Source organism: Streptomyces sp. NPDC017991 (assembly GCF_044328075.1).
GTDB lineage: Bacteria > Actinomycetota > Actinomycetes > Streptomycetales > Streptomycetaceae > Streptomyces.
In genome coordinates this window covers 511,063-535,321 of record NZ_JBIRGP010000005.1, presented here as the reverse complement: position 1 = coordinate 535,321, position 24,259 = coordinate 511,063, and the positions used below count along the sequence as shown (strand labels likewise).

The 24,259-nt window shown below is 69.0% G+C and carries 9 protein-coding genes; 2 read left to right on the top strand and 7 right to left on the bottom strand.

Annotation, left to right across the window (positions count from 1 at the left end):
- Positions 1 to 80: 80 nt before the first annotated feature.
- The 3 genes from ACH4DZ_RS18715 to ACH4DZ_RS18705 form a co-directional block, all read right to left on the bottom strand.
- A complete protein-coding gene (locus ACH4DZ_RS18715; protein WP_398288244.1) occupies positions 81 to 1,892 on the bottom strand; it encodes a 2'-5' RNA ligase family protein in 1,812 nt (603 codons plus the stop codon).
- A 185-nt stretch (positions 1,893 to 2,077) separates the two neighbouring features.
- Positions 2,078 to 2,290 carry a hypothetical protein gene (locus tag ACH4DZ_RS18710; protein ID WP_398288243.1) on the bottom strand — a complete coding sequence of 71 codons (213 nt, stop codon included), beginning with the start codon at positions 2,288 to 2,290 and terminating at the stop codon, positions 2,078 to 2,080.
- A 13-nt stretch (positions 2,291 to 2,303) separates the two neighbouring features.
- Positions 2,304 to 2,918, bottom strand: a complete 615-nt coding sequence (locus ACH4DZ_RS18705) for a hypothetical protein (protein ID WP_398288242.1) — start codon at positions 2,916 to 2,918, stop codon at positions 2,304 to 2,306.
- 142 nt (positions 2,919 to 3,060) lie between these two features.
- Between ACH4DZ_RS18705 and ACH4DZ_RS18700 the strand changes: the two genes are divergently transcribed.
- Complete coding sequence (locus ACH4DZ_RS18700) at positions 3,061 to 3,765, top strand: hypothetical protein (RefSeq protein ID WP_398288240.1); 705 nt, start codon at positions 3,061 to 3,063, stop codon at positions 3,763 to 3,765.
- 118 nt (positions 3,766 to 3,883) lie between these two features.
- Entirely contained in the window at positions 3,884 to 4,486 is a 603-nt protein-coding gene (locus tag ACH4DZ_RS18695; RefSeq protein ID WP_398288239.1) for an exonuclease domain-containing protein, read from the top strand.
- A 270-nt stretch (positions 4,487 to 4,756) separates the two neighbouring features.
- Here the strand turns inward: ACH4DZ_RS18695 and ACH4DZ_RS18690 are convergent, their stop codons facing one another.
- From ACH4DZ_RS18690 to ACH4DZ_RS18675, 4 genes are all read right to left on the bottom strand, one after another.
- Positions 4,757 to 21,112, bottom strand: coding sequence for a hypothetical protein (locus ACH4DZ_RS18690; RefSeq protein WP_398288238.1), 16,356 nt, complete (start codon positions 21,110 to 21,112; stop codon positions 4,757 to 4,759).
- A 103-nt stretch (positions 21,113 to 21,215) separates the two neighbouring features.
- Positions 21,216 to 21,428 (bottom strand): hypothetical protein, encoded by a 213-nt coding sequence (locus ACH4DZ_RS18685; RefSeq protein ID WP_398288237.1) that lies wholly within the window; start codon positions 21,426 to 21,428, stop codon positions 21,216 to 21,218.
- On the bottom strand, positions 21,428 to 23,893 hold the full coding sequence (locus ACH4DZ_RS18680; RefSeq protein WP_398288236.1) for a phage portal protein: 2,466 nt from the start codon (positions 23,891 to 23,893) through the stop codon (positions 21,428 to 21,430). Before ACH4DZ_RS18680 ends, ACH4DZ_RS18685 begins: the two co-directional genes overlap by 1 nt.
- Positions 23,893 to 24,231: a hypothetical protein gene (locus ACH4DZ_RS18675; RefSeq protein ID WP_398288234.1), complete on the bottom strand. Its 339-nt coding sequence runs from the start codon at positions 24,229 to 24,231 to the stop codon at positions 23,893 to 23,895. The genes ACH4DZ_RS18680 and ACH4DZ_RS18675 overlap by 1 nt, the downstream gene beginning before the upstream one ends.
- Between the last annotated feature and the right edge of the window lie 28 nt (positions 24,232 to 24,259).

Here is a 24,259-nt window from a genome sequence, read left to right as displayed (position 1 = left end):
CTCTGACCTGCTGTTTTGTTGTGGTGTGAAGCAGGTGCCTTGTGGGCGGCGGAAGCGGTTCGCGGGCTGAGTCGCGGTGGCTACCCCTGGATCGCAGCGAGCTGGGCTTTCACTTCATCGGGGTCGAGGAGAACGGTGTCCTCGTCGTCTTCGTCGTTGTCCGGCTCCTCGCTCATGCCGTCGTTGGGGGCAGGGTCGTGGGGTTCGTCGTACGGGTCGTCCCACAGGTCGATGCCATTGCCCGCCATCGGGGCCGGGATGGATGCACGCTCTCGGCGGTCTTCGTCGGCGGGGTGGACGTCGAGTCCCTTGCGGGAGAGCGCGGCGATGAGTTCTTCTACCGTGGATCGCAGCGGGCCCAGTTGCTCAGTTCCGTCGGCGGCCTGGACGCGGGCGGTGACCTCTTCCAGTGCGCTCAGGGCCGGGCGTACGACGAGGCTGTCCGTGGTCTCGTCGGCATCGGCGGCGCGCGCCGGCCCTTGGTTGGGGATGACCACGGTGGTCAGCTCAACGGGTTGGGGAGAGCCGAGGGCTATCTCGGTGCCGTTGGCGTCGTACGGCACGGAGTAGGTGGCCGGGGTACCGCCGTCCTGGTGGACGGAGACGATCGCGCGGTCGGGGTAGGTGGCCTCGACGCATGACCAGGTGCCCTCATCCGTGGCGAGTAGCTGTCGGACGGCCGCGCGGACGCGGTCGCGGATCTCCTCGTAGGACGCTGGCAGGGGCTGGATCGGCTGCACGAGGGCTCCAGATGTGGTGCGGGACTTGGCTTCGAAGACCGTGGCGCGGGCGCTCTTGTTCGCTGGCGGGTTGCGCTTACGGCTGCTGCTACCTGCGGTCTTCGCTTCGAACACGGCGGCGCGGGCGGTCTTTGTTTCGCCCCTAGCTGGCATTCCAAGATCGTTCTTGCTCAATTGGGCAAAGAGGTTGGAGGGAACCGATTCCTCGCCGGTAGCTTGGCCGGTGAGACGGACAGGGGTGGCGTCCGGGCCGCGGACTACGTGCACGGTGTGGAAGGAGACGGGTATCGGCGGGAGTGCTGGGGTATCGGCGGGCAGGTCGTAGCCGAGGGTGATGTGCGGGGTGAATCCGTGGTCGGTCCGTACGGCTCCGGCGAGGGGCGACACAGCGAGGACGTCGAGGATTCGAGTACGCAGCTCGGTCAGGCCGGGCACGTCGACCGGGACGAACATCGGCTCGCCGTCCCCGCTGGCGGGGAAGCGGCCGATGCCCCCGATCTGGCCGGTGAGGGGTTCGGTGCCGTCGAGCGCGATGGCGACGAGCTGGGCGAGGTCGTCGGGGTGGCCGGGGAGTTGGTCGGCGTCTCCCAGGTAGGCCAGGGTGATGTGAAGGTCACGCGGGTCCGTGCCGTCGCGGTGGGCGATCTTCGCGGCGGTGTCGGCGGGGAGGTAGAGCGCGACCATGCTGCCGCGTCCTACCTGCTGCTCGGCGGCCTTGATGTCGAGGTGGCCGCTGGACGCGGTGGTCTTGTGCTCCAAGTCGACGGAGCCGGGGTCGGCCTTGACCTCCAGCGAGCGGGTCATGGGGTGGGCCCCGTGCAGTACCGGGGAGACCTCGAACAAGTCGAGCTTGTGGATTACACGGACGCCGTCGGAGCGCTTCGTCGCGCCGCTCGGAGGGACGCGGTAGCCGATGGAGAACTGGGCCTCACCATGGTCGTGCCACTGGCGCACCTGCTCGTACACGTCGCGGCCCTTGGACGTGCGCAAGTTGAACGCGATGGTCGCGACGAGTGCTCCGGCTTCGGACGGCCAGCTGGGGATGTCGGCGAAGCGGGGGTCACCGGGCTGCCACTCGGCGACGTCCAGAACGACGCCGATGGGCTCTTTCCACTCGTGGTGCCAGACGGTCTTGACAGGTCTGGTCGCCAACGTGTGAGCGAATGCTCCGGGGACGATGAGGTCCGCGACTTCATCGACGACACCTGTGACGGCGAAGATCGCCCTGCAGATGCCCTGGCGGGGCGCAGGGGCGCGGGACGTGGGGGCGGTCGGCACGGCGAGGAACCTCCGGCGGGTGGACAGTTGGCCGCCGGGACCGTGCCGTGCCTATCCGTCTACTGTCCTGCGCTGACCTCGGCCTGGGGGTTCTTGGACTCCGACGCCGTGCGCGCAGCCATGTACCCCTTCGTCCAGTAGCGGGCGCCGAACTGCTGCATCTGGTCGGGGCTGTATTGGTCGTAGGGGCAGGCGTCGGAGGGGTCGCCCGCCGTGAAGGCGTCTCCGCCTTCCTTGAGCAGCGCCAGATAGCTCTGGCGGTTCAGCTCCACCGTTGTCCGCTCCTTAACTCTGCTGCTTCGGGGGGAACAGCGGGTCCTGCCCGCCGTGTTCGGCAGGCGCACCGGCGTCGTCGCCTCCGGCCTGGCTGTGGGTGCGGGTCATTTGAGCATCGTCGACGTCGATGGCCCACACGTCCGGGTCGGTGTACCGCCACACCTGTCCGGTGGCGTCTCGGACCCACCCGGTCAGTGTGCCGTCCGGAGCCTGATCGAGCCACGCCTCTTCACCGCTGGCTCCTTGGTAGGCGGCAAATGCGGCGGTGGGGTCGGTCTCGTCGCCCTCGTCGTACATGTCTCCGGACCACGGCCGTGCATCGTCCTCCGGGGCGGGAGGCGCTTCCTCGGAGGGCTCGTCTTCGACATCTCCGCCCTCGGGAGGTGCCTCTGTTGGCGCAGTCGGGGCTTCTTCAGTGGGCGGTACGGCGCCGGGGTCAGTCTCTTCTTCTGGAGCCTCGTCAGCCGGGCTGTCCGCCGACGCGTCCGCGGCGGCCAGACCGGGCGGTGTTTCCGTGCCTGCGTCCTCCACGGCTGCGTTGTCCTGGTCCTGGTCTTCATCGTCGTCCCCGAACGGCTTGCCGCCCTTGGGGAGCGCCTTGATGGCGAATCCGTATCTGGTCACCGCCGGAGGATGACCGCGCGACCGCACTTGTGTCTCGGCCGCCCCGGACCTGCCTTCCCGCCGCTGTCAGTCGCGTCTGCCCCTCGTCGGAGCTGTACTTAAATTCGCCCCACCAGCGTGCGCACCGAACTACGATGATCGAGTGATCGATGATGGTGGGGCGTACAAACTCATTTTGGAGAGAGCGGTAAAGCGGTTCGAACTCGACCTGAAAGCGTGGCCGTGGCCCCCGGAGCGCGCCAGCGAAGACTGGGGCACATATTGGCGAGCCCGGTTCGAGGATACTCTTTTCCGGGTTGGTCTCGGCGTGCGAAAGCTAATTGAGGCCGCAAAGCTTTCGGTTGAAGTCCAGGAACTTCCCATTGGTGTCACGTTTATGCCTCTTCGGGGCGAGCGGTTCCCCGGCGTTCTAGATCAACACCGAATTGAGGAATTCTATGATGCGGAGGCAGCGCGTCCCGACCGCTTGCCTCTCCTGCTTCTCTGTCATGCGATAGTGCACTCCTACGTCCTCGTTCCCTGCTTCGACGGGTCAGCACATACAGGGCTGCTCGTACAGAATTTCTACCTGGCTTCGGACCGCGGGCGGAAGAAGGGTGTTTACCTGATCGAATGGCGCACTTTCGTTGATGATCTGGTGCGTCCCGTAACGACGGACGCCGTCAACGGGATTTTCATTTGTCGACTGCCTAACGGTGAAGAACTGAGAATCCCAACCTCTTCCCCGGGCAGGGAATCGCTGGACCGTTACGCTAGCCTGTCGCAGGGAAACGCCAAATCTTTTGATAAATTCATGCAGGAGTGGCGAGCGGCTTATGGCCTGCCGCCCAATTCGGAATCGATCTGAATAGGCGTCCCGGCGCGCCGCGAACGGCTAGCCCCCACCAGCAACCGGCAGCGCTCGTTCGCGCTCATTCATGTCAGCGTGGCCCCGGGTGTCAGAGGGAGGTGCTACCACTTCCTCTGTGGACTTCACCTCCTGGCCTGCGCTGCTCGTGGTCGACACTGAAGGCAACGGAACCAGCCCGCCTGATCTAGTCGAACTTGCAGTCTTGCCTGTCTGTGGCGGTGCGGCCGACAAGACCGTTGCGGGAGCCTGGCTCGTGCGGCCAGAGCGCCCCGTCACGCCGCGCGCCACGAGCGTGCACGGCCTGACGAACGCCGTGTTGGCCGGCGCACCATCCTGGGCGGACATCGCCAGCGAGGTACACGCGTTTCTCGCTGCGTCCTGGATCTGTGCACACAACGCCCATGTCGATTACCGAGTCATGAAGGCACACTTGCCCGGGTGGGAGCCGTCTGGAGTGCTGGACACCTTGAGATTGTCCAGGGCCACATTCCCCGACCTACCGGGCTACAGCCTGGATCACCTCATCAAGCTCCTGAAACCCGACCTGAGCGAGGCCCCCGCCCAGCGGCACAGGGCGACGTTCGACGCCTTCGCAACGGCGCAACTCCTCGTCATCATGGCGGACCGCTACGAGACTTGGGACCAAGTCGTATCCGCAGCGGTACCGCCTAACCTGCCGGGAGCTCCCAAGCCGGGACCAGACCTCACCCTGTGGTGAAACGTCCGGCACGATGAGATGGGCCGCGGCTCTCAATGACCTCGGTGTACCGCTGAAGTACGGCGAGAACGGCCTCCGTGTCGTCTCCGGCTACTGTGCGCAGAGGGCCCGTGGGAGTCAGCGGAATCGACTCGCCTGTGTGCAGTTCGACGAGAGCCGCTGCGCGGGCGGAGCCAACCACCGGCCGGTCCGCCTCACCGGTGATCACCACCTGGTACGCGGAACCATCGTCGAACCGGCCAGTCACGGTGTGCGGCATTTTCTTCTCCTTCATCGCGTGGCCAGCAGGCCGAGGAGGAAATCACGCAGATCGTCGTCCTCGTACCAGTCGCCGGTGAACATGGCCTGCAGCGACCGGGCGAGGCTGTCACCCGTATCCGGCTGCGTCTGCTGCTGCGCCAGGAGCCTGCCCAGGGCCGTGCGGTCGAGTGTGCGGGCGCCTGGGCGGCCGGTGTGTGTCCGCGTGAACCAGAACGCACGCTGAGCGGCATCCAGGTCCGGCAGGTGCCTGGCGAAGTGCTGTGCCAAGGCGTGCGCGGCAGTGCCGACTCCCGCATCACCGAGGTCAGCGACGGTGGCCCGGCGCGCCTCGGGCTCGTAGCGGCCAGCGTCGCCGTTGACGGCAGCCAGGCGGCGGCCATCAGGGGCGTCGAGCCAGTCCCGGGGGATGAGGCGCTGGACGTCACGTATCGCACGTTCGGCGTCCGGGGAGCTGTCCGGGGCGAAGACGATGCCCGCGTTGCCCCGCGGGCCGAGTTCGCGGACGTCCGCCAGGGCGGCCGCTACGGCGTTGGGCACGGCCGCGGCGTACCGGCGGCGCAGGTCCTCCCACTCGCGGCGCGCGGCAGCAGCCTCCATGCGCGCGGCTGCGATCTCCACGTCGACGTCCGGGTCCTGGATCATGCTGCTGCTCCGCGCGGCTTGGAGGTTGAGCAAGCGCCGCTCCGTAGAGGCCACATAGTCGTCCGCGTGCTGAAGGGTGCCGTTCGGGTCCCCGCCGAAATCGTCCCCCAGCGCTTCGGCAAGCCGGCGGGTGACGTCCTGGTCGACGTCGCTGCCTGCCGCCCGAAGCGCAGCCATGTGCCGCAGGGCAGTGAGGCCCGGCCCGCCGTCGGAGGCACGGTCCGGCACCCACCTGGTATCGGTGGAGCGGTCGGGCAGCCTTCCCGCGGAGAGCTGCGTCCACGTCGTCGGCATCCACCACGAGAGGCGACGGGACGCCTGACCGAAGTGACCGCGCTCGGGCATCAGGGCAGCCCACTGGGACACGCGCGCTGCCAGCGACTCGCCCTCGACGTCCGGGAGGTCGATCGCAGCTTGCAGTTGTGCCAGACGCCGAGATTCCGGCCAGTCGCGAACTCGGCGCACCAGGCGGCGCAGGAACGACCGCAGCCGGGAGAGCCGGTCGCGACTGTTACGCCACAACTCCGCGATCTTCCGCGCAGCGGCCTTCACCAGTTCGGTCACGCGGCGGCCCAGCCGGGTGAGGAGGGCGATCACGCGGGCGAGGAGACCAGGCTGCTGCCCGCCGTCCGGTGCGGAGCGGCGGACGATGCGTTGGGCGGTGGTCTGGCGGGTACCGTCGAACTGCCGCGTTAGGAGCCGGGTGATGGCGTCGATGTCTGCCGGGTCGGTCCCGGACCCTTCGAGCTGTCGCAACAGCGCGGTTAGCGCGTCGTCGACGTGCCCGGTCGCGTCGGCAGACGCATCGGCGTCGGGGGTACGGCGGCCGCGTGGGGTGGGCGGGGTATCGGGGCGCCGTGTGGCGGTCGGGGCGGCGATGTGGTCGGGGATCAGCCGCAGGAGTCCGGCTGCGCGCTGAGCCAGGTCCTCGTGGGGCTCGCCAGGGAGAGGTTCGAGGTCGTTGATGGTCCGCAGCACGGCGCGGACGGTCCGCTCGTGGGCCTTTTCGCGGGTCCGGCGCAGGGCCTGCTGGACGCCGGCGCGGTCGCGGCCTGTGATGCCCGCAGCATCCAGGGCGGCGTTCGCATCCTGGCGGGCGGTATTGCGGGCGCCTTGCAGGGCTTCCGGGGTGAGGCGCTGGGCGATCTGCTCGCGCAGAGCGTGGATATCGCCAGGCGGCTCGGTCCCGGCCACGGCCTCGTCGATGATGCGCATGGCCACCATGCGGTTATGGTCGGCGACGATCTGGCGCCGTACCGAAGCCAGCGGCGGAGTCGGAGTGCGCGGGGCGGGCGCGGGGGCAGGAACGCTGTCGATGTCTGCGGCGGGCTCTGGGAGTTGCCACACGGGCATGGCGGCGTGGACCAAGCGGCGCTTCCACTGCCGGTTCTCGTCCTCCAAGAGGAGGTTGCGCACCCCGCCGGGGCCCTCCTCCACGTCGATGACGCGGTAGACGTGGATTGCGTCGCCGCGGCGTTCGTCAGGCATGGCGATGATGTCGCCTTCGCTGATCTGTGCGGCGTTGGAGGGGCGGGAACGGTCGAGCCCTTCCGGGGCGCGGCGGCCGGACGCGCGGTCGAGGTGGTCTGCGGCTCGGATTGCCGCCCGCCCTTCGGTGGTGGAAGGGTTGGCGTTCGCCCGGAGCTGCGCTGCGAGCGCGGCGGCCTGTCCCGGGGTGACGGGCAGGTCGGCGCCGAGCCGGGCGGCACCCTGCTGGGCGTGGGGGTCGTCCTCGGGGCTGCTGCCGTTGTCGGCGATTGTGTCCCGGTCGGCTGGGGTGAGGTCCGGGTCGACGGTGGGGCCGTTGACCGGGTCGAGGGCGGGCAGCGGCTCGTGCACAGTCAGGTCGTCGGTGATCGGAGCGTCGTCCGGGCCGAGGGCCGGGGTTGTGCCGTCCGGGCCCTCAGCCTTGTGGACGACGGCGGTGGCGTCCATGTCGATGCCGCCCAGCTCGCCCGTGGTGGTGTCGGCGTAGTCGAGGGTGACGCGGTCACCTTCGCGGCTGGTGTCCAGGATCTCCACGGCGGTTGGGGTGCCGTCCAGGTCGAGAACGACGATGTCGCCCTTGTTGATCTCGTCGGCGGTCGTCGTGCTGATGCCGATGATGGGGGCGGTGTCAGGGGTGTCGTCTCGGACTTCGCCGACGACGCGGAGGCCCGCGGCGTCGCGAGTGAGGGTGCCTTCGGAAGTGGTGATCGTGATGCGGTCGCCGTCGATCTCATCGATCGGGCCCAGGAGTGCGCCGCTCTCGTCGGAGACGACGTGACCGGGCCGGAGCCGCTGGCCGGTGGAAGTCCAGCCCGTAGGGCGGCGATCCTGGGTGTCGTTCACCGTGAGGGAGCTGGGGGCGACTGCGTTGTCGGTGTCGCCGTCTGCCCACCGTATGGAGACGGTCGTGTCGGTGACACCGGTGACCGTGCCATCGCGGTCGCCGCCGCCGGTGATGTGGCTACCGGGGAACAGGCCAGCACCGCGGGTGTCGGTGGCGATGATGTCGGGCAGGTCGCCGCTGATGACGTCGCCCTGGGCACCGCTCGCCGGGGCTCCGGGTGCTGCGGCCTCCGAGGGCTCGGCGCGGGCGGCGCTGGCGTTGAGCGGGGTGTAGACGGTGCCACGGCTGCCGGTGCGGCCATCGGCAGTCTCACCGATCGTGGTGCGCCACATGTCCTCGGTGCGGCCCTTGCGGGTCACAGTGACGCGCTGCGGAGCGTCGAGGACGTACCCGGCGCGAGTCACAGCACGGCCCCGGCGAGTCGTTCCGTCGATGCGCGCCATGTCGCCGGGCTGGAGCTGGTCCACGCTCGCCCAGTGGGCAGGCTGGCCACCGATGGGCTCGGGCTCCGGGCGGGGCTCAGGCTCGGCCACGGGTTCGTCAGTGCTCTCGGGTGCCGGCGTCGGCTCGGGCACCGGACGGGGCGCGGGTGCCGCGCCCGAATCCGGGCCGGGGGCCTCGTTGCCGCTGGTGCGCGCGGTCTCGGAATCGTCGTTGCTCGACTCAGGTGCGGGCCTGGTGCCAGCGGTACCGAGACGGTTGCCTGCGGGCTCCTGAACGCTGTTGTCCGGGAGCGGCTGGTCTCCGTCGGTCGCGTGCGGCTCTGGCGCATTCGCAGGGGCGGTCGGCGCCGTGCCGATGTCGGACGGCTCCCGGCCGGCGCTGAAGGCCACATCGGGTACGGCCGGGGCCGCACCGGCCAGCTCGTCGCCAGGCGTCTCTGGGGCCTGGCGCTCGTCGTCTTGACCGAATCCCGCGCGCAGTCGCTCCGCCCAGAACGAGCGCCAATCCAGGTCCTTCAGCATCTCGCGGTCCTGGCGCTTTCCGTGGGCCGCGGATAGAGCGCCGCGGAGCCACTGGAATTCGTCGCGGGCCTGCGTGAGGTCCTGGGCCAGATTTCCGCTCGGCGAGTGCTGGGCTCGGATCGACTCGACGAGTCCAACGAGCCGGTCGTAGCGCTCCTTGACCGCCGGGTCGCTGCTGAGGCTGGAAGGGAGTTCCGGCAGCTCTGGGTTCCGTCCCGCGAGGTGCACCCTGACCGCATCCCAGGTGTCCTCATTGGGGTTCATGGCGTCGGCGGGGCTGCGCTCGGCTCGCACAACGAGGTTGGCGACGGCCAAGTCCCGGTTGGCAGAGCGGCTGTTGTGGTCGTGGTTGATCGTGAGTAGGGGCGTCGCGTCCCACATCGGTGTGCGCTCGTCCGTGTTGCGGTTCACGTTCCGAACCGTGCCGATGCGGCGGCCGTTCATCCACACATCGAACGTGCCGTCGTCGGAGGTAGGGCGAAGGTCGGCGCGCTCGGCCAGAGCACGCACCTGCTCGGCTCCGCCGAAGCGTCGGTTGGCGTCCTCCTCGGGCTCCGCGACCAGAGTGAACGAGGGAAGTTCGATGTCGGCGACGTCGGGTGCGTGCGTGGTGGCGTCACTGTCGTGGGCAGTGGTTGCGGTGTGTTGCTGCTCCTCCTCGTACTTCTGGCGATCAACACGGTTTTGGGTACGGCGCTGCTGCTTGAACGCGTTGTACGTGATGCGGCCTCCGTTGAGGTCGTACCACTCCAGCAGTTCCTCACTGGCGTACTGCCGCCACCTGCCGAAGCGTGACAGGGAGCCGCCGGAGAACAGGTCACGTTCGTCGACGGGCGGAAGGCTCCTGCTGGCGCGGCTGAAGAAGTAGCCGTTGGTGGCGTCGATGGCAGCGGAGTACCGGGCTTCGTCGAAGTCGTTGAACTCCTGCTGCAGGCGCTGCTCGCGGGTCTGCGGGCGTCGGGTGATGTCGGCGCTGCCGAAGCCGAGGGCGGTGTCCATCGCCTCTCCGCGGCGCCGGACTTCGTCGGCGTCGGCGGCGGGCGTTGTCGGGATGGCGTCCCGGATGCGCTGGTCGGCGTTGTCCCGGAGGTCCATCTCCTGGGCAACCCGGAGTTGGTCGGCTTCGGACAGCCCGCGGCCCCACGCGGCGGCGAGGTCGTCGTCGCTCAGGTCGGTCAGGTCGTCTGGGAGTTCGTTGGCCGACTGGGGCTGCGGCATGGCGTTGTCGTGCTCGTCGTTGTCCTGGAACAAGTCGCGTAGCGCGCGCAGGGCGTCGGGCAGGGTGCGGCCCTGGCGGTCGCGCCACTGGGTGAGGACGTCCGGGGTGAGCGGCTGGTGCCAGTCGATCGGCTGTCCGCTTGCGTCGGTGGTGATCTCGAACAGGTCGGCGAGGTCTCGGGCGTCATCTGTTGTGCGGGCGGTGAGGGTGATCTTTCCGAAGCGGCCTCCGTTGCGGGCCTGCGCGAACTGCCAGCGGCGCATTCCGTCAGGCGCGGTGTCGTCGGACCAGGTGACCAGACCGCCGCCGGACGACAGGGTCAGGGTCGGGTTGGCGGCGAGCTGCGCGAGGAACGCGCGCCGTTCCGGGGTGTCCTCTTCTGTGGTCAACCTGTCGCCGCGGCGCCACCTGTCACGCAGGTCGGCCACGGTGCGCGGTCGGGGTTGTCCGCTTTCGGGCAGGCCGCCGTTCCTGCCTTTGCTATCGCGTCCTGTGCCGTCGGCCGCCGGCACCTGCGGAAGGTTGGGCAGGCTGAGCCGGGGCAGGCCAGGGCCTCCCGGTCCGCCGGGGCCGCCCGCGCCGTTGCCGCCGTCGCGACGGCGACGACGACGCTCACGGTCGTCCTCATCGTCCTGGGCGTCTGCCTGATCGGTGTCCGCGTCGTTGTCGTCCTGGTCCGGGCTGCCGGCCGGGGCCTGGGGGCCACCACCAGCTCCGTCGGGAGCTTCGTCGGGGACCGCACCGTTCGAGTCCGGTCGTCGGCGTCGCTGCTCGTCCTGGTCCTGCTCGTCGTCGCGCTGTTCGTTGTCCTCGTCCTGCGTCTCCTCGTCGGACTGGTCCGGCCCCGGGCCGGTGCCGGTGTCGTCGGGCTTCGACGCGGCGGGGTTGTCGTCGGTCGTCGACTCGCTGTCGCCGAGGGCGGGCGCTCCCTGCTCGTCGCGCTCGTCGATCTCCTCGTCCGGGTAGCGCAAGCGGAGTTGGGCGTCGCGGCTGTAGAAACGCTCCTTGCCGTCGTCGGTGACGATCCTGATCCGGCCCCGGCCAGTGCGCTGCGGCGGCTCGGCCACCGTGTGCGTGCGGCCATCTGCGTCGGTGTAACGGTCGCCCTGCGTCATGTCCCCGGGGCCGCGCATCTGGACGGGGCGCAGGTCACTGGTGTCGCGACCCTCGTTGTCCGCGAACATATCCGGCGTGCCGAAGGCGTCGTCTGGTTGGTCGAGCGGGTTGTCCGGGTCAGCGACAGCGGGAGCTTGAGACTCCGGCTCGTCGATATCGAACAGACCGCCCTCCGGCTCGCTCGCAGGCTTCTTGGGCTCCGACTTGGGCGTGCGGCCAGCGCGCCGGTCCTTCTCCGCCTCCAGGACAGCCATGCGGGTGCGGTCAGCGCCGGTCAGTTCGCCGTCGGCCATCTCCCGCTCCATCAGAACCACGAACTCGTCAGCGATCTCCTGGTCGCTCATGGCGGACGGCGCCTTGGCGCCCGCCGGGCGGATGGCATCGAGCTGCTGGGCGACCTCATCGCGGTCGAGGATGACCGTGCTGTCGCCGGTGTCCGTCGTCTCCCCGTCGCTGCTCGCAGGTTCCTCGCGGTTGTCCGCCTCACCGGTCGAGGCGTCTGGCTGCGGAGCCCTGCCCGTGCGCTCGGGCGTCGGCGGGTCGGACTCGTCGTCCGGCGAGGCGTCGTCGCCGGACGTGATGGAAGCAGTCGGAAGGTCGCCACCGCCTTCGTCCCCGTCACCGGTGTTCGCGGCGTCGGGCGCGTTAGCGCTCTCCTCCGTGGCGCCCGCATCGTCATTGCTGGGGCGGATCTGCCCAAGAGCTTGGGAGACCTCCTCGGCGGACAGACGGACCCCGTCCTGATCCGGCGTAAGCGGCTCCTGCGGCTTCTCGGCGCGCTCAGGCTCGGGGAACTTCTCGTCGAAGTTCGCGAGGGTCAGGACGGAGTCGTCGACTGCAGTCTGGAGAGGGATGCGGGCCTGATGCCGCTCCTCGACGAGCTTGCGTCGCACGGGCTTAGGGAGGTGTTTGTCGAGGTCGTTCTCGTCGATCTCGGGCAGCTTGTCGAGGTCAGCGATCCGCCCGACGATGTCGTCCAGCAGGTTCGCGCGAGTTCGCGCGTGCTCGATCTGCGGGGTGAGATCGGCGGCGGCCTGGGCGGACTGCAGAAGGGCTATCTGCTCGTCGAGTTCAGGCATCCGTGCCCGGTCGGCTTGCTGGAGGGCTGGCGCCTTCTCCAGAGCGTTCGTAAGCCGGGTGATCATGCCCGCCCCGGCGCCCTTCTTCTTCAGGTCTTCCGGTCCGCGCTCGAAGTCGGAGCGCGCCAGGTCGGGGAAACCGACGTGCGCGACGAGCTTGCCGTCCGCGCGCCGTTCGGTGCGCACGGCAACGTCAAGGCCGCCGAACTGCCCCAGCGTCTTCCAGGGGCCGATGCCGTCGCGGTCGTGCTCAAGGAGCTGGGTGGTGACCTGCCGATGCAGGGCCGCCGCGGCGTCCGCGCGCTCTGTGTACGACAGACCGCCGAGGTTCATGGCGAAGGTGTCGCGGACGTCACGGATGCGGGGCAGGGCGTCCTCGCGGCGGGTGATGCCGTTGTGGGTGTCGGCGAGTTCCTGCGTGAGGTCGGCCAGTGCCTCTTGGCGGCGGACGCGTTCGGCGGCCTCGTTGTGCTGGTCGATCTCCAGATCACGCAGCGCACGGCGGGCCTTCATGAGCTGGCTCATGTAGGGGTTGCCGCCGATCTCGGCTTCCATCGTCTCGTAGTCGGGGTAGTCGACATCCAGCTCAGTGACGGTGTCGCGGGTGTCGCTGTCTGCCATCTCCGGGCGCTGGATGTCGATCAGGCCCTCTGCCTTGGAGGCGACGAACCCGGCCTTCCAGCCGTCGAGGCTGCCCTTGGTCGCGAAGACGTCGATCTCGACTTCGCCGTTCTGGTTGCCGTATCGCAAGATGCGGCCATTGCGCTGCTCCATCTGCGCGGCGCCCCAGTCGAGGTCCACGTGCGTCAGGCTGACCATGCGGTTCTGGGCGTTCATGCCGGTACCAGCGACGCTGCTGGAACCGATGAGGACGGCTATGTCGCCGTCACGGGAGCGGCGGAACAGCTCGGCCAGTTCCTCGGGCTTGCCCGTCTTCTTGTGGTCCTGGACGAACGCGATCTTCTCTTCGGGGATGCCGCCCTCGACCATGAGCCGCTTGAGTTCGGCATAGGCGTCGAAGTCGCCGCGGTTGTTGCCGCCCGGCACGCCCTCGTTCAGGAAGACCATCTGGAGGGCGCCGGGGGTCGGGTGGTCTTCGGTGCTGCCGTAGTACGTCTTGTAGCCGCGGTCCTTGTGCTGGTGGTAGCGCTCGACGTGCTTGGCGGCGACCGCGCGGAGCTTGTTGCCCGACGGAGCCTTGGCGTCGACCAGGCGGGGGTCCAGCGCGACAGACGTGCCCTCGTTGGACACGGCGAGCATGTTGTCCTGCGACCGGTCAACGTCCCCGTTGTGGATCGCACGACCGCGGACTACAAGCTGCTTCAGCCGGGCTGTCTGGTCCTTGGTCGGGTCGACCATGACCAGATTGGGGCCGCCGTTCGCGACCTTGGGACGCGGAATGCCCACGTCGTCGCCGCGCTTCGTGTCGGCAACCAGACCCCACATCGTCTTCATCGCGCGGCGGTTGTGGAACTCCGAGAACCGCTCGACGATCCGCAGGCCACTGCCGTCAGGGGCGTTCTCAACGCGGAGGGTCTTTCGCCCGAAGGTCGCAGCCCACAGGTCCGGTGCGCCGGCCTTGTACGAGTCCAGGACCCACGGGGCGGCCAGGGCGAGCATCGTGAACTGCTCGGTGATGCTGTTCGACAAGGGGGTACCGGTAGCCAGGGTCACCGTGGCGCGGCCGTCGCGGCGCCTGTGCAGATCGGTGAGCTTCTGGTGCAGGTCGATGCCGCGGATGGACGCGGGATCGCCGCCACCCTCGCGGGAGCGGAAGCCCACCCCCTTGTACCGGTGAGCCTCATCAACGACGGCGTAGTCGAACCCGAGGTCATCCCAGTACGTCTGGCCGGGCGTCCGCATGGGCGCCGCGTTCTTGCTGATCTTGTTCTGGACCGTCGCAATGCGTTGCTCGATCTTGGCGACGATGAACGGGTGATCCGGGTTGGTCGCGTCCTCGTACTGCCGGTCGAGCTGCTCGCGCAGGGCCTCCAGCTCGCGGAACTCGTAGTCCTCCTGAGCCTCGGGGCTCATCCGGATCGAGCCGAAAGCGGGCTCGGTGAAGATCACGAGATCGGGCTTGTTGGCCAGCAGCCACTCCAGCGTGCTGTCGCGCCGGCCGTCAGCGAGGTCCCCGCTGGTGATCAGGTGGACCTCAGCGTTGGGGTACAGGAACCGCGCCTCGTCGTACCACTGCTGTGCAAGGTGGTCGGGGACGACGGCGAACGGCTTCTCGATCTGCCCGGACGACTTGAGCGCCTGGGTGCCCATGACGAGCGTGCCCGTCTTGCCCAGCCCGACTTCGTGGGCGAGGATCACCGACCGCTCGAACTGCATCCGGGCGGCACCGCTCAACTGCCAGGAGTGGGGCGTGCGGTCGGGGGTGAAGCCGTCCAGGGACGGGCTCATGCCGTCGTACGAACGGACGACGTGCCCGTTCATGATCTTGTTGTAGGAGTTCGTCAGCCGCGTGAGCCGGTCGGCGTTGGCCGTCGCGTACTTCGCGAACTCCGACCGCATCTGGTCGGCCTTCTGCCGGACCAGGCGTGACGTTTCCTCGTCGACGTTCCGGCGCTTGTCGTCGCGGTAGATCGTGAGCGAGCCGTGGCCGAGGATGGAGCGGGCGATCTCGACCGCGTTCTTGCCCTTGGTGCCCTTTGCCTCATCGGCCGCGACACCGTGCAGGACGTTGTTGGCCTTGGGGACCTGGCCGGTGTAGAGCATCCAGCCGTAGCGGTCGTCGTGCGCGACGCGCAGCGTCTTGTCGCCCAGGTAGTCGCGCAGGAACCCCTGAAGCAGTTCGGGCGGCGTCCAGTGCGCGCCCATCTCCGGGGTGAACTCGCCGATCGTGCGGTCCTTGGGCTGGACCGCTTCGAGGGCGGAGACGTTGACGGCGAACGCCGGGTCCTTCTCGGCGGCGCGACGCGCGGCGGCGAGCTTGTCGCGGACGGGACCGGACAGGTAAGCGCCGGCGAGATCCAGGCGGCCGGTGCGCGGGTCGGTGAAGACCTCGCTGCCCAGAGCCCGGATGGCCTCCGTGGGCGTCATGTCCAGCAGGCGGGCGATCCTGCCGACGTCCACTTGACCGGTCGCCGCGACGACTGCGGACAGGGCCGTCTTCGGGTCGTCGGTCCGGTCGAGCGGCTGCCGTCGTGCGGCGGCGCGCTCTTCGAAGACGCGGCTCAGGATGGGTTCCTGCTTGTCCGCGTCCCACCGCTCCAGGGCGAGGACCGAACCGGCGTCCGGGTCGGAGCGGAAGTAGCCCCACGCCGTAGGTGTGCGCTCTTCCGTCCCGTCGTCGCGGGTGCCGGTCTTCATGCTGCGGAACTGGCCGGGCTTGGACAGGGGCCCGTACTGCTTGACGTACGCGGTGTGCAGGTCGCGGAGCTGGGTGCGCAGCTTCTCGGCCCGCTCGTCCTCCGCGTTCTTGCGGTCGAGTGCTCGCAGTTCGGCGGCGACGTCCCGGAGCTGCATGAGGGCGCGGAGCTGGTCGCCACGGCCGTCGGACGGCTCGACCGTGACGGGGTTGCCGCCGTTGACGTGCTGGTAGAGCTTGCCGTCATCGCCTTCGTAGAGGCGGCCCGTCCAGTCGTTGGCGTGCTTGTCCCGCGCGGTCTGCAGGAACACCGGCGCCCGGTTGTCGCCGTCGGGGTGCGGCTCGTAGCCACGGCCATCGGCCTTCGCCTTGGTGGCGATGCCCTCCAGAGCGTCACGAAGCTGATCGGCGGCCTTCGCCGGGTTGCCCTTGACGGTCACGCGCGGGCCGTACGGGGACGACTCGGTAGTCAGCTCACCGAGGACGTGCTCCGGGTGCCGGGTGAAATACGCGTTGACGTGCTCGTGAGTGCTCCCGACCTTCCGCTCCGGAGCGTTGAGCCACGAGGCATCGCCCGGCTCGTCGCCGTCGGCGCGGCGCTGCAGTACCAGGACGTCGGTGACAACGCTCGTGCCGGCGTCGTTGAAGACACCGGACGGCAGACGGACGGCGCCGACCAGGTCGCCGTACTTGGCGATCTGCTTGCGGGCCTTGTCGCCCTTGGAGTCGAGGGTGTGCCGGGACGTGATGAGCAGAGTGATGCCGCCCGGCCGGGTCAGCGCGAGGTCCTTGGTGATGAACCCGTTGTGCAGGGACTCCGCGGGGTAGCGCTTGTCGCCGAACGGCACCGAGGCGAAGGGCACGTTGCCGACCGCCGCGTCGAAGGTGCCGGGCTCGGCGTCGGTCTCTGCGAAGTTCTCGTTGAGGACATTGGCGTCCGGGTAGATCGCCTTCGCGATCCGCGCCGTGGTCGGGTCCAGCTCGATGCCCGTGAGGCGGGCGCCCTCCGGCGAGACGCCGAAGAACGTGCCGCTGCCGGACCCTGCCTCAAGTACGTCACCGCGCTCGAAGCCGAATGCCTTCAGCCCATCCCACATCGCCTCGGCGATGGGCTGCGGCGTGTAGTGCATCGACAGCGTGCCGCGGCGGGCCTGCTGCCACTCCAGCGGCGACAGCTCGTCGGACAGCATCCGACGCAGGTCCCTGTACTCCGCCCAACGGGTATGGTCCTGTGCGAACTTGCCGTACCGGGCGCCGCCCTGCTGGTAGCGCGGTTCCTTCTCGTTCGGCTCCGACGCGAACATGATCGGAACCGAGCCCCACCCGGTCCAGCGGGCGAGAGTGACCTTCTCCTTCTCGGTGGCCGGGCGCTTTTCGCGCTCCAGCCGCTTCATGACCCGGATCGCCTCGACGTTCGCTGCGGCCCGCTGGACGGGGCCCTTGGTGGCGGCGTCGGCCGGGTTCGAGCGGAAGCGCGGTGCTACATGTCGTACAGCGCGTCCTTCAGCGCCTGAAGATCCCGCATCTCCGGGCTGAGCGTCTGCGGCTGCTCCGTCTGCGGCTCCGGCTCCGGCAGCAGATCCCGCAGAACCATCGCGGTCGCGTCCGCCCTGATCTGCTTGATCTGACCCGCCCGAGCTTCGTACTCCGTCGCGGCCGGCACGGACTCCTCCAGTGCCTCCTCGGCCACCAGAATCGCCACCTCGATCTCCCTGCCCTTGTTCAGGAAGAACGTCTCCGCGTCGTCCATCGCTGCCAGCTCCCGCGGACGGTACTTCGTCCAGTGGTCCCTGGCTGTCTGGCTGTAGATGCTCACCATCAGGCCCTTCGTCCGTTCCGAGAGCCGCGCGCAGGGCTGCCTGCTGCGCCTCGATCTCCTCGCGGGAGATGACCTTGCGGTCCTCGTCCCCGCCATCCTTGCGTACTGCATTGCGCTGCGCGTCGATCCCGTGCAGCGCAGCGTTGATAGAGGCCAGTCGGGTGCGGGCCTTCGACCGGTCCGACGAGTCCAGCTCACGGTCGGTGGACCGCAACATCATCTCGCGAGACAGATCCTCGGTGACACGGTGGAACTCCGCGAGCAGCCCCTCGGGCACCGCGATGTTCGCGCCCTTGCCGATCTTCCCGGTGATCGGATTGGAGCCGTCGGACCACCCGTAGCCGTGGCCCTTGAACAGGCCGTATAGGGTCTGGCGTTCCTTGCTCGCCGACGGGAAGGAGTCGGCGCGGCGGGAGGACTGGTACAGCTCGAAGAACATCTTCGGCACCCACACGTGGCGCACGGAGCCGTACAGGCGCACCGGCTCGGTCGCGGGGTCGCTGTCGTAGCTGTCGACAATCGCGGCCAGGGCCGCAGTCATGCTCGGGAAGGTGCCCAGGATGCCGCCGTGGCTCTGGCGCTGCGCGTTCCACCCGGCCTTGTGGCCGCCCGCGTACGGCGAGTCGTGATCGTGGTAGCTGACCTTGCCGTAGTCGTTGCCATCGACCTGGATCGAGGTGCCGTACGAGCTGGACAGCGGGTTCTCACGGGTATCTGCCCGGTTGACCTTCTGCTCGCGGCCCTCAGCACCACGGCGGTTCTGCTCGTCGAAGAGAGCCGTCAGCCGCTCGTCCAGTGCTTCCCGCTCCCGGCCGCTGGTCAGGTTCCGCTTCTTGTGAAGGTCCTTGAACGCTTTGTTCAGGTCTTCGTCGGCGAGCCCGGCCGGGTCGGGGCCGTTGCGGTAGGTGGCGGCCTTGCGGTTCTGCCGCTCCTCGTACACGGCGTTCCGGCGGGCGGCCAGGATCTCGTTCTGCTCCGGGCCCAGACGCCGGAGTCGGACGGGGAGGCGCAGGGACTCCTTCTCCAGTGCGTCATCGTCGAGGTCCTGGACCGGCGGGCGCTGCTCGATGTCGCGGAGCTTGCGGGTCTGCTGTTCGGTCTCAGCGTCTGCGAGCCGACCGGTCAGGTTGTTCCACAGGTCGCGCTCCGGCGCGAGGTCGTCCTCCCCGTGGATCGACCCGTTCGGCTTGTGCGTGCGCTCCCGCGCCTCCAGGCCCTTGATGTGCGCGGCAAGTTCTTCGTCGCTCAGGTCCTGCGGGGTGTCGACCTGGGCCACCTGGTCGGTGGTCCGTCGGCGCCGGTCGGCGTACAGGGCACGCTCGTCGTCGGTGAGGCGGTCACCGCGACGGGAGCCGTACGTGCCCCGGTCGCGCTCGGATCGGCTGATGGCCTCGGTGAGATCGGCATCATCCATCGCTGCCGCGCGGTCCTGTGCGCTCGGCTGTGCCTCGGGCTCGGCCTGGTCGGTCTGGTTGTCCTGAGCGATGCGACGTCGGTCGAGCTCGGCCTCGACCTTCTGCAGGGCGGCGCGCGCTCGCTGCTTATGGGCCGGAGTCGTGGCGACCTGGGCGTGAATCTTGAGGTTGTCGCGGTGCTGACGGAGATCCGCCTCGGGCATGGCGCGGAGCTTCTTGGTGTCCTCGTCGAGCTGCTGCGGCTCAGGGGCGCCGACGGTGTTGTTCCGGTCCTCGTCGGTGACGCGGACGTTGCGGCCCTGCCGGATGAAGGCGGCGAGGATGTCGGCGCCCTTGCGGTCACGGGTCTCCGGCTTCCACTGAGTACCGGTGATCCGCGCCTTCTGGACCGGGGACCAGGCGAGCTTCCCAGCAGTGCCGACGGCCCGGTCGTCGCGCGCATCGTTCTTGATGGTGCCGCGCACGGCCAGGACCCGCTTGCCCTTGTGCGTAGTCCACGCCAGGTGCACGTGGTCGGCCTGGTCCGGGTTCGTGGTGGCCAGGTGATGGCGGGCAATGATCTGGTCGGCGATGTTCGCGTTGCTGCCGATGGGGACGTAGATGCCGTCGACCGTGGCGTGCCGGTCGCTGTAGCCGCCGACGACGGAAGCGATACGGGTGCCGTCCGGGCCGTACACGGTGACCGGTCCGGGGTTCCACGAGGTCGACCAGTACCCGGGCACCCCGTCTACGGGCTCGGCGTCCGCCGGTACACCTGTCGGTCGTCCATCGCTCTCGCCCGCCGGCGCCTCCTCCGGCTCCGGCTCCGGCGCTGGAGCGGACTCGGGAGACGGTTCCGGCTGCTCGTCTGGGTCGGCCTGCCCCTGTTCGCCTGTCCGCGCATCGGCTGGTACGTCAGGCTCGTCGGTGGCCTCGGGCCCGGAGGGAAGCTGTTCAGGTGTCTCCGGCTTCGGGGCCGGGGTCTCGTCGGCACCGAAGGGGCGCCGACCCAGGGTCTCAGCGAGGCGGGCGGTAGCGATGCTGTGCTTGGGCGGGTGTTCCTGGTCCCACAGGGCGCGAGCGGCGGTCCACTCCTGCTCGTAATCGCGTCCCTCGGCGGAGCGCCACGCCCCGCGGTAGTTGGCGAACGCCGGGTCGGAGAAGTCGAGGGCGTTGCCGTCCTTGTCCTTGAGCTTGCCGACGATGTGCTCCGCGAAGCCCTTGGCATCGGCCTGGCGGTCGAACCACCAGCTCATCTGCTGGCCGGAGCCTGTGGCGTACAGGTACCAGTCGCCCTCGACGCGGCGTGCGACGAACTGGCCGTCGCCGACCAGCTTGAGGCGCTGCTCCTTGACGAGGCTGTCGAGGGCGCGGGAGGAGCGCCGGTCCTGCTCGCTTCCGGAGGCGCGCAGAGTGTCGGCTCGCTGGGTCCAGTTGTCGCGAACCTGCTGGAGTGTGGTGAACCGTTCGCTGGCCTGCGGGGGCTGCTGCTTCGCTGTCGGAGCCTGCTGAGGGTTCTCCTCTGCACGGGCGGCGTGGAAGTCCCGCATCGCGCGCCGGATGGCCTGCTCGGCGTCCTCTCCCGCGGTTGAGCGCCACGTCAGGAAACCATCGGCGATCTTGGGGTCGGAGAAGTCGATCGGCTCGTTGAACTCGCCCGGCATGATGTGCCCGTTGCGGACGTGCTCGTTGAGGTATTCGGCCGCGGCCTCGGCTTCCTGGCGGGTGGCGAAGTCGCCGACGTCGAGGTAGCCACCGGTCCCAGTCGAAGTCAGGTACCAGCGGCCGTTGGCGTCATCGCGGGTGGTGACCAGGCCGCCGGAAGGCGTGACCTGAAGGTCCTCGTCACCGGCCAGACGTCGCAGCGCCGGGGCGTTAGCACCAGGCTGCTGGGCGAGGTCGAGGAAGTGCCGGCGAACTGCGGCGGTGTCCTGGAATCGGGCCCCGGGGCGGGCCTGTCGGTTCGGCAGAGCATCGGTGTCGACGTCGTGGTGCCCGGCCTCGGGCTCGTCCTGGTCGTCGTCCTCGGGGCCGTCGCCGTCGTCGTCGCCGATGGCGTTGCCCTCGTCGTCGGCGTTGTGCGGATCGTCGGGGGTGTCCGGGTCACCGTTGTCGTCGCGGGACAGGCCCAGGCCGCGCCGGTCGTCCTGATCGCGGCGGGCGTCCTCGGCCTCGACCTTCTTCTGGTTCGATGTGGGGGCGCTGCCGTCGGGGCGCGCCACCATCGTGATCCAGCGGGCGCTGGTGCTGTGTCGCCGCCCCGTGTATGTGCCGTCTGCTGTGCGGTCCTGGACGAGGACACGGTCACGCGGGAGGGCGCGTACAACTCGGGCCAGCTTCCCCGACCACAACCTGGCGATTCCACCGGTTTCGATGAACCTGCCCTTGGAGTCCCTGGGGTGCAGGGCAGAGTTCCACGGCCGTCGTACGGACTTGGCCTCAAGGGTGCGACTCAGGTCGGCCGGGGAGGTGCGCTTCAGCATGGACCGGACCATGCACAGCGCGACTGGTTAGCGTCGCGTGCTGGCAGGCGGCCCGCCGTCCAAGATCATTCTTGCCCAATTGTGCAAGCCGCCCGGTGCTCAGTTACATCGTCTCGGTCAGGATGTGGATCGCGAACCATGCGGAGAATCCACACCACCCCACAGCGAATACGGCACGCCCGGCCTTGGAAGTGCGGGTGCGGAACAAACGCCGGAAGGTTTCACTCAGGGTGTCGCCCTCCTGCTTGTTGATGAGGGCGGTGGTCTCGAACACGGCGAACAAGCAGGTCCAGGCGAACCAGATGGCGGGCCACATCAGGGCGTCTCCTCAGTGGTGGGGCCGGTGCGGTAGCGCAGGCGGCAGCGGCAGTTGATGGTGAGGTCGGTGGGGGCGAACGGGTCTCCCGGGTACCGCAGGGCGGAGCCGTCGACCGCGTAGGGGATGCCGGCGGGCAGCGTGGTGCCGCTCAACTTCTGGTGGGCGGGCCGTACACGGGTATCGCCGCGGGTGACCCACGTCCGCAGGACGGTCGGGCCTGCGGTTTCGGCGGCGGCGTCCGCGGCGCCATTGACGGTTGCGACGGCACAGGACTCGGCTAGCACGGCGGTGAACATCGCTGCGCGGGCCCGGAAAAACGCGGCCACGACGCCCGCGAGGTCGTCGAGGGTGGCGTCCTCTGATTGGGCAGTATCCAAGGCGGTAGCGAGATCAGCGAGTAGAGCGGCGACAGCCCCTCCGGCCATCGTGGCGGCGGCGAACGCCGCGGCAGTCGCGCCCGGCGGCACGGCCGCCGTTCCGGTCATGGCCGTGCTGAGTGCAGCCGCCGTAGACGTCGCGGCCGGTTGGAGAATCGGGGCCAGGGTGCTGGTGGTCTCTTCCTCCCAGCGTCCGGCGCCCACGACGCGCGCTCCGCTGATCGAGTCATTGCCTCTGCGGAGGTCGCCGTCACCGTCCGGCTGCCAGTACCGGGTGTGCTTCCGGGTTTTGGGCGCGTGAAGGCGCGCGGTGATGACGCCTTCCTGACGGGCGAGGAGCGCAGTCAGTGCGGCTGTGACGGCAGCAGCGACGGTGTCGAAGTCGCTGTCGCTGACCTCGAACCCGTCATCTCGTGGCAGCTCCTTGCGCTCGATGTGGGTGCGTGCAGCATCGACATCGGCGGCTGCTTCACCAGAAGTGGGAGCGTCGACTGCGGCGCGGGCGGCGGTGACGTCGCCGGCAGCGTCGCCGGGCAGGGTGAGGGGCATGTTGTCGCGGGCCTGGTCAACGGCTGCTGTGGCCGACCCTCCAGCAGCGGGGGCATCTTGGGCTTCGCGGGCCGCTGCAACGTCGGCGGTCGCGCTCGCCTGCGAGTCTGGGGTACGGGCCTCCGCGACTGCGTCAGCTGCGGAGGTGCCGCCGCCTGGCCCCGCGGGGGCGATGGCTGGTGGTGATCCACCCGCGCCGGGTAGGCCAGGGCCGACTGCGGCCATCGGGTCCTGGGCGACACCGAGTGCTGCCGCGTCCACCTCGTTGGCCGGGACGGGGGCCTTCTGCGGGCTGATCCACAGGGCCCTGGTGTGGGCCACGTTGAAGGGGCGGCGTCCGGCGATCTCTCGGTACTCGTCAACTGTGATCAGCCCCGCGTTCCACTCCTGCCGTGCCTCCTCGCGGCGCTGACGGCGAGGGAACTCAAGCGCTTCGACCGTGGACGTGTTGAAGCGCAGGGACCAGCCGTCGTCCAAGTCGAGGTCGAATGCAGAGGCGAGCAGCGACAGGTGCGGGAGTTCGGTGTGCTGCCAGAAGTTCCACTCTTCGCGGTCGGCGTTGGCGTACGTGCGCTCGCTCGCGTTGCCGACGATGGATTCGGGGACGCCGAACGCGCTCAGGATTTCGTCCTTCGCGGTCTTGGACAGCGTCTCGTAGTTCATGTCGCGCGGTCGCGTGCTCGTGTCGACGTAGTTGAGGCCACCGGGCCCGCTGCCGACAACGACGGTTTCGCCGGCGTTCTGTGCGCCGGGGGCGAGGCGCTGCTGGATGCGGTCGATCTCACGCTGGTCCAGGCCGTCCACGTCAATGCCGACGATTCCCGAAGGCCGAGCGTCGTTGTCGATGAAGGCGATGTTGTACGTACGGGCCTTGACGTCCAGGTCGACGGAGAGCCCTGCGGCCTCCAGTGGGGTGACGCCGCAGAAGGGGTCGGTGGGGTGGGGGTCGCGCAGCCAGATGACGCGGCTGGGGTCCAGCTCCCGAAGACGGCCGTCGTATGTCGTGAACTCGAAGTGCGAGAGGTAGTCGCCGTGGGGGTCGGGTATCGGCTCGACGCGGTTCGCGGGTAGCAAGTCGAGGCGGGTGATCGTGCCGCCGCGGCTGCGCGTGATCTCGACGAAGGCGCCCTTCTTGCTCAGAAGTACCTGGGCGGAGAGCCGCTTCTTGAAGACCGTGGCGCGTTCGAGCGGGTTAGCCTGGACGTTGAGAACGTGCAGGAGGGGGTGGTCGTCGAGGGTTTCCGCGAACTGCCGCTCGTCGCCGCCGCGTCCTATCTCGATGGTGAGCGCGCTGGGGTGCTTGGAGATCGCCTCGACGGACTTGAACGTCCAGATGCTGCGTTCGTAGCCCTCCTGGATGACCCGGTCGAGGTCCCAACCGGCCGCGCGGTTCTCGGTACCCCACACGGTGGTGGTGCCCGCGTAGGACATGGAGACATAGGAGTTGCCGATGGGCCCGACGGACTTCTCTTCGACGAGTGTGGCCGCCTGCGGTACGAGGAGCCGGCGGAGGCCGGGGAGAAACTGGCGTGGCATCAGGCCCCCTCACTGGCCAGCCACGTTCCCGTGACGCTGAGGGCTGCGCCGACTTCGACCCAGCCCAGGACCGGGAAGTAAGCGAAGGTGCAGCCGACGGCCGCCGCTGCTGCGACGACGCTGGCGGAGAGGGCGACGACTCGGGCAGTTTTCGTCTTGGGTGAGGCCATGAATCTGAAGGCTGCGAGGGTCCCCGTCGCCGCCACGGTGGTGCTCAGCACCGGGTGGATAGCGCCCAGTGCGACGAGCACGACGAGCACGCCGACGGCGACGAGGAGGAGTCCGGCGGCTTCGCGGGCGAGGATTCGCGGCGACGGTGTCTCTGGCGGTGTACTCACACCGCGCACCATGCGGACGACGGATGCT

What these genes read in the sequence shown, in the direction of transcription:
- ACH4DZ_RS18680 (WP_398288236.1), bottom strand. Translation starts at nt 23,893, where the DNA reads ATGCCACGCCAGTTTCTCCCCGGCCTCCGCCGGCTCCTCGTACCGCAG.
- ACH4DZ_RS18690 (WP_398288238.1), bottom strand. Translation starts at nt 21,112, where the DNA reads ATGCTGAAGCGCACCTCCCCGGCCGACCTGAGTCGCACCCTTGAGGCC.
- ACH4DZ_RS18685 (WP_398288237.1), bottom strand. Translation starts at nt 21,428, where the DNA reads ATGTGGCCCGCCATCTGGTTCGCCTGGACCTGCTTGTTCGCCGTGTTC.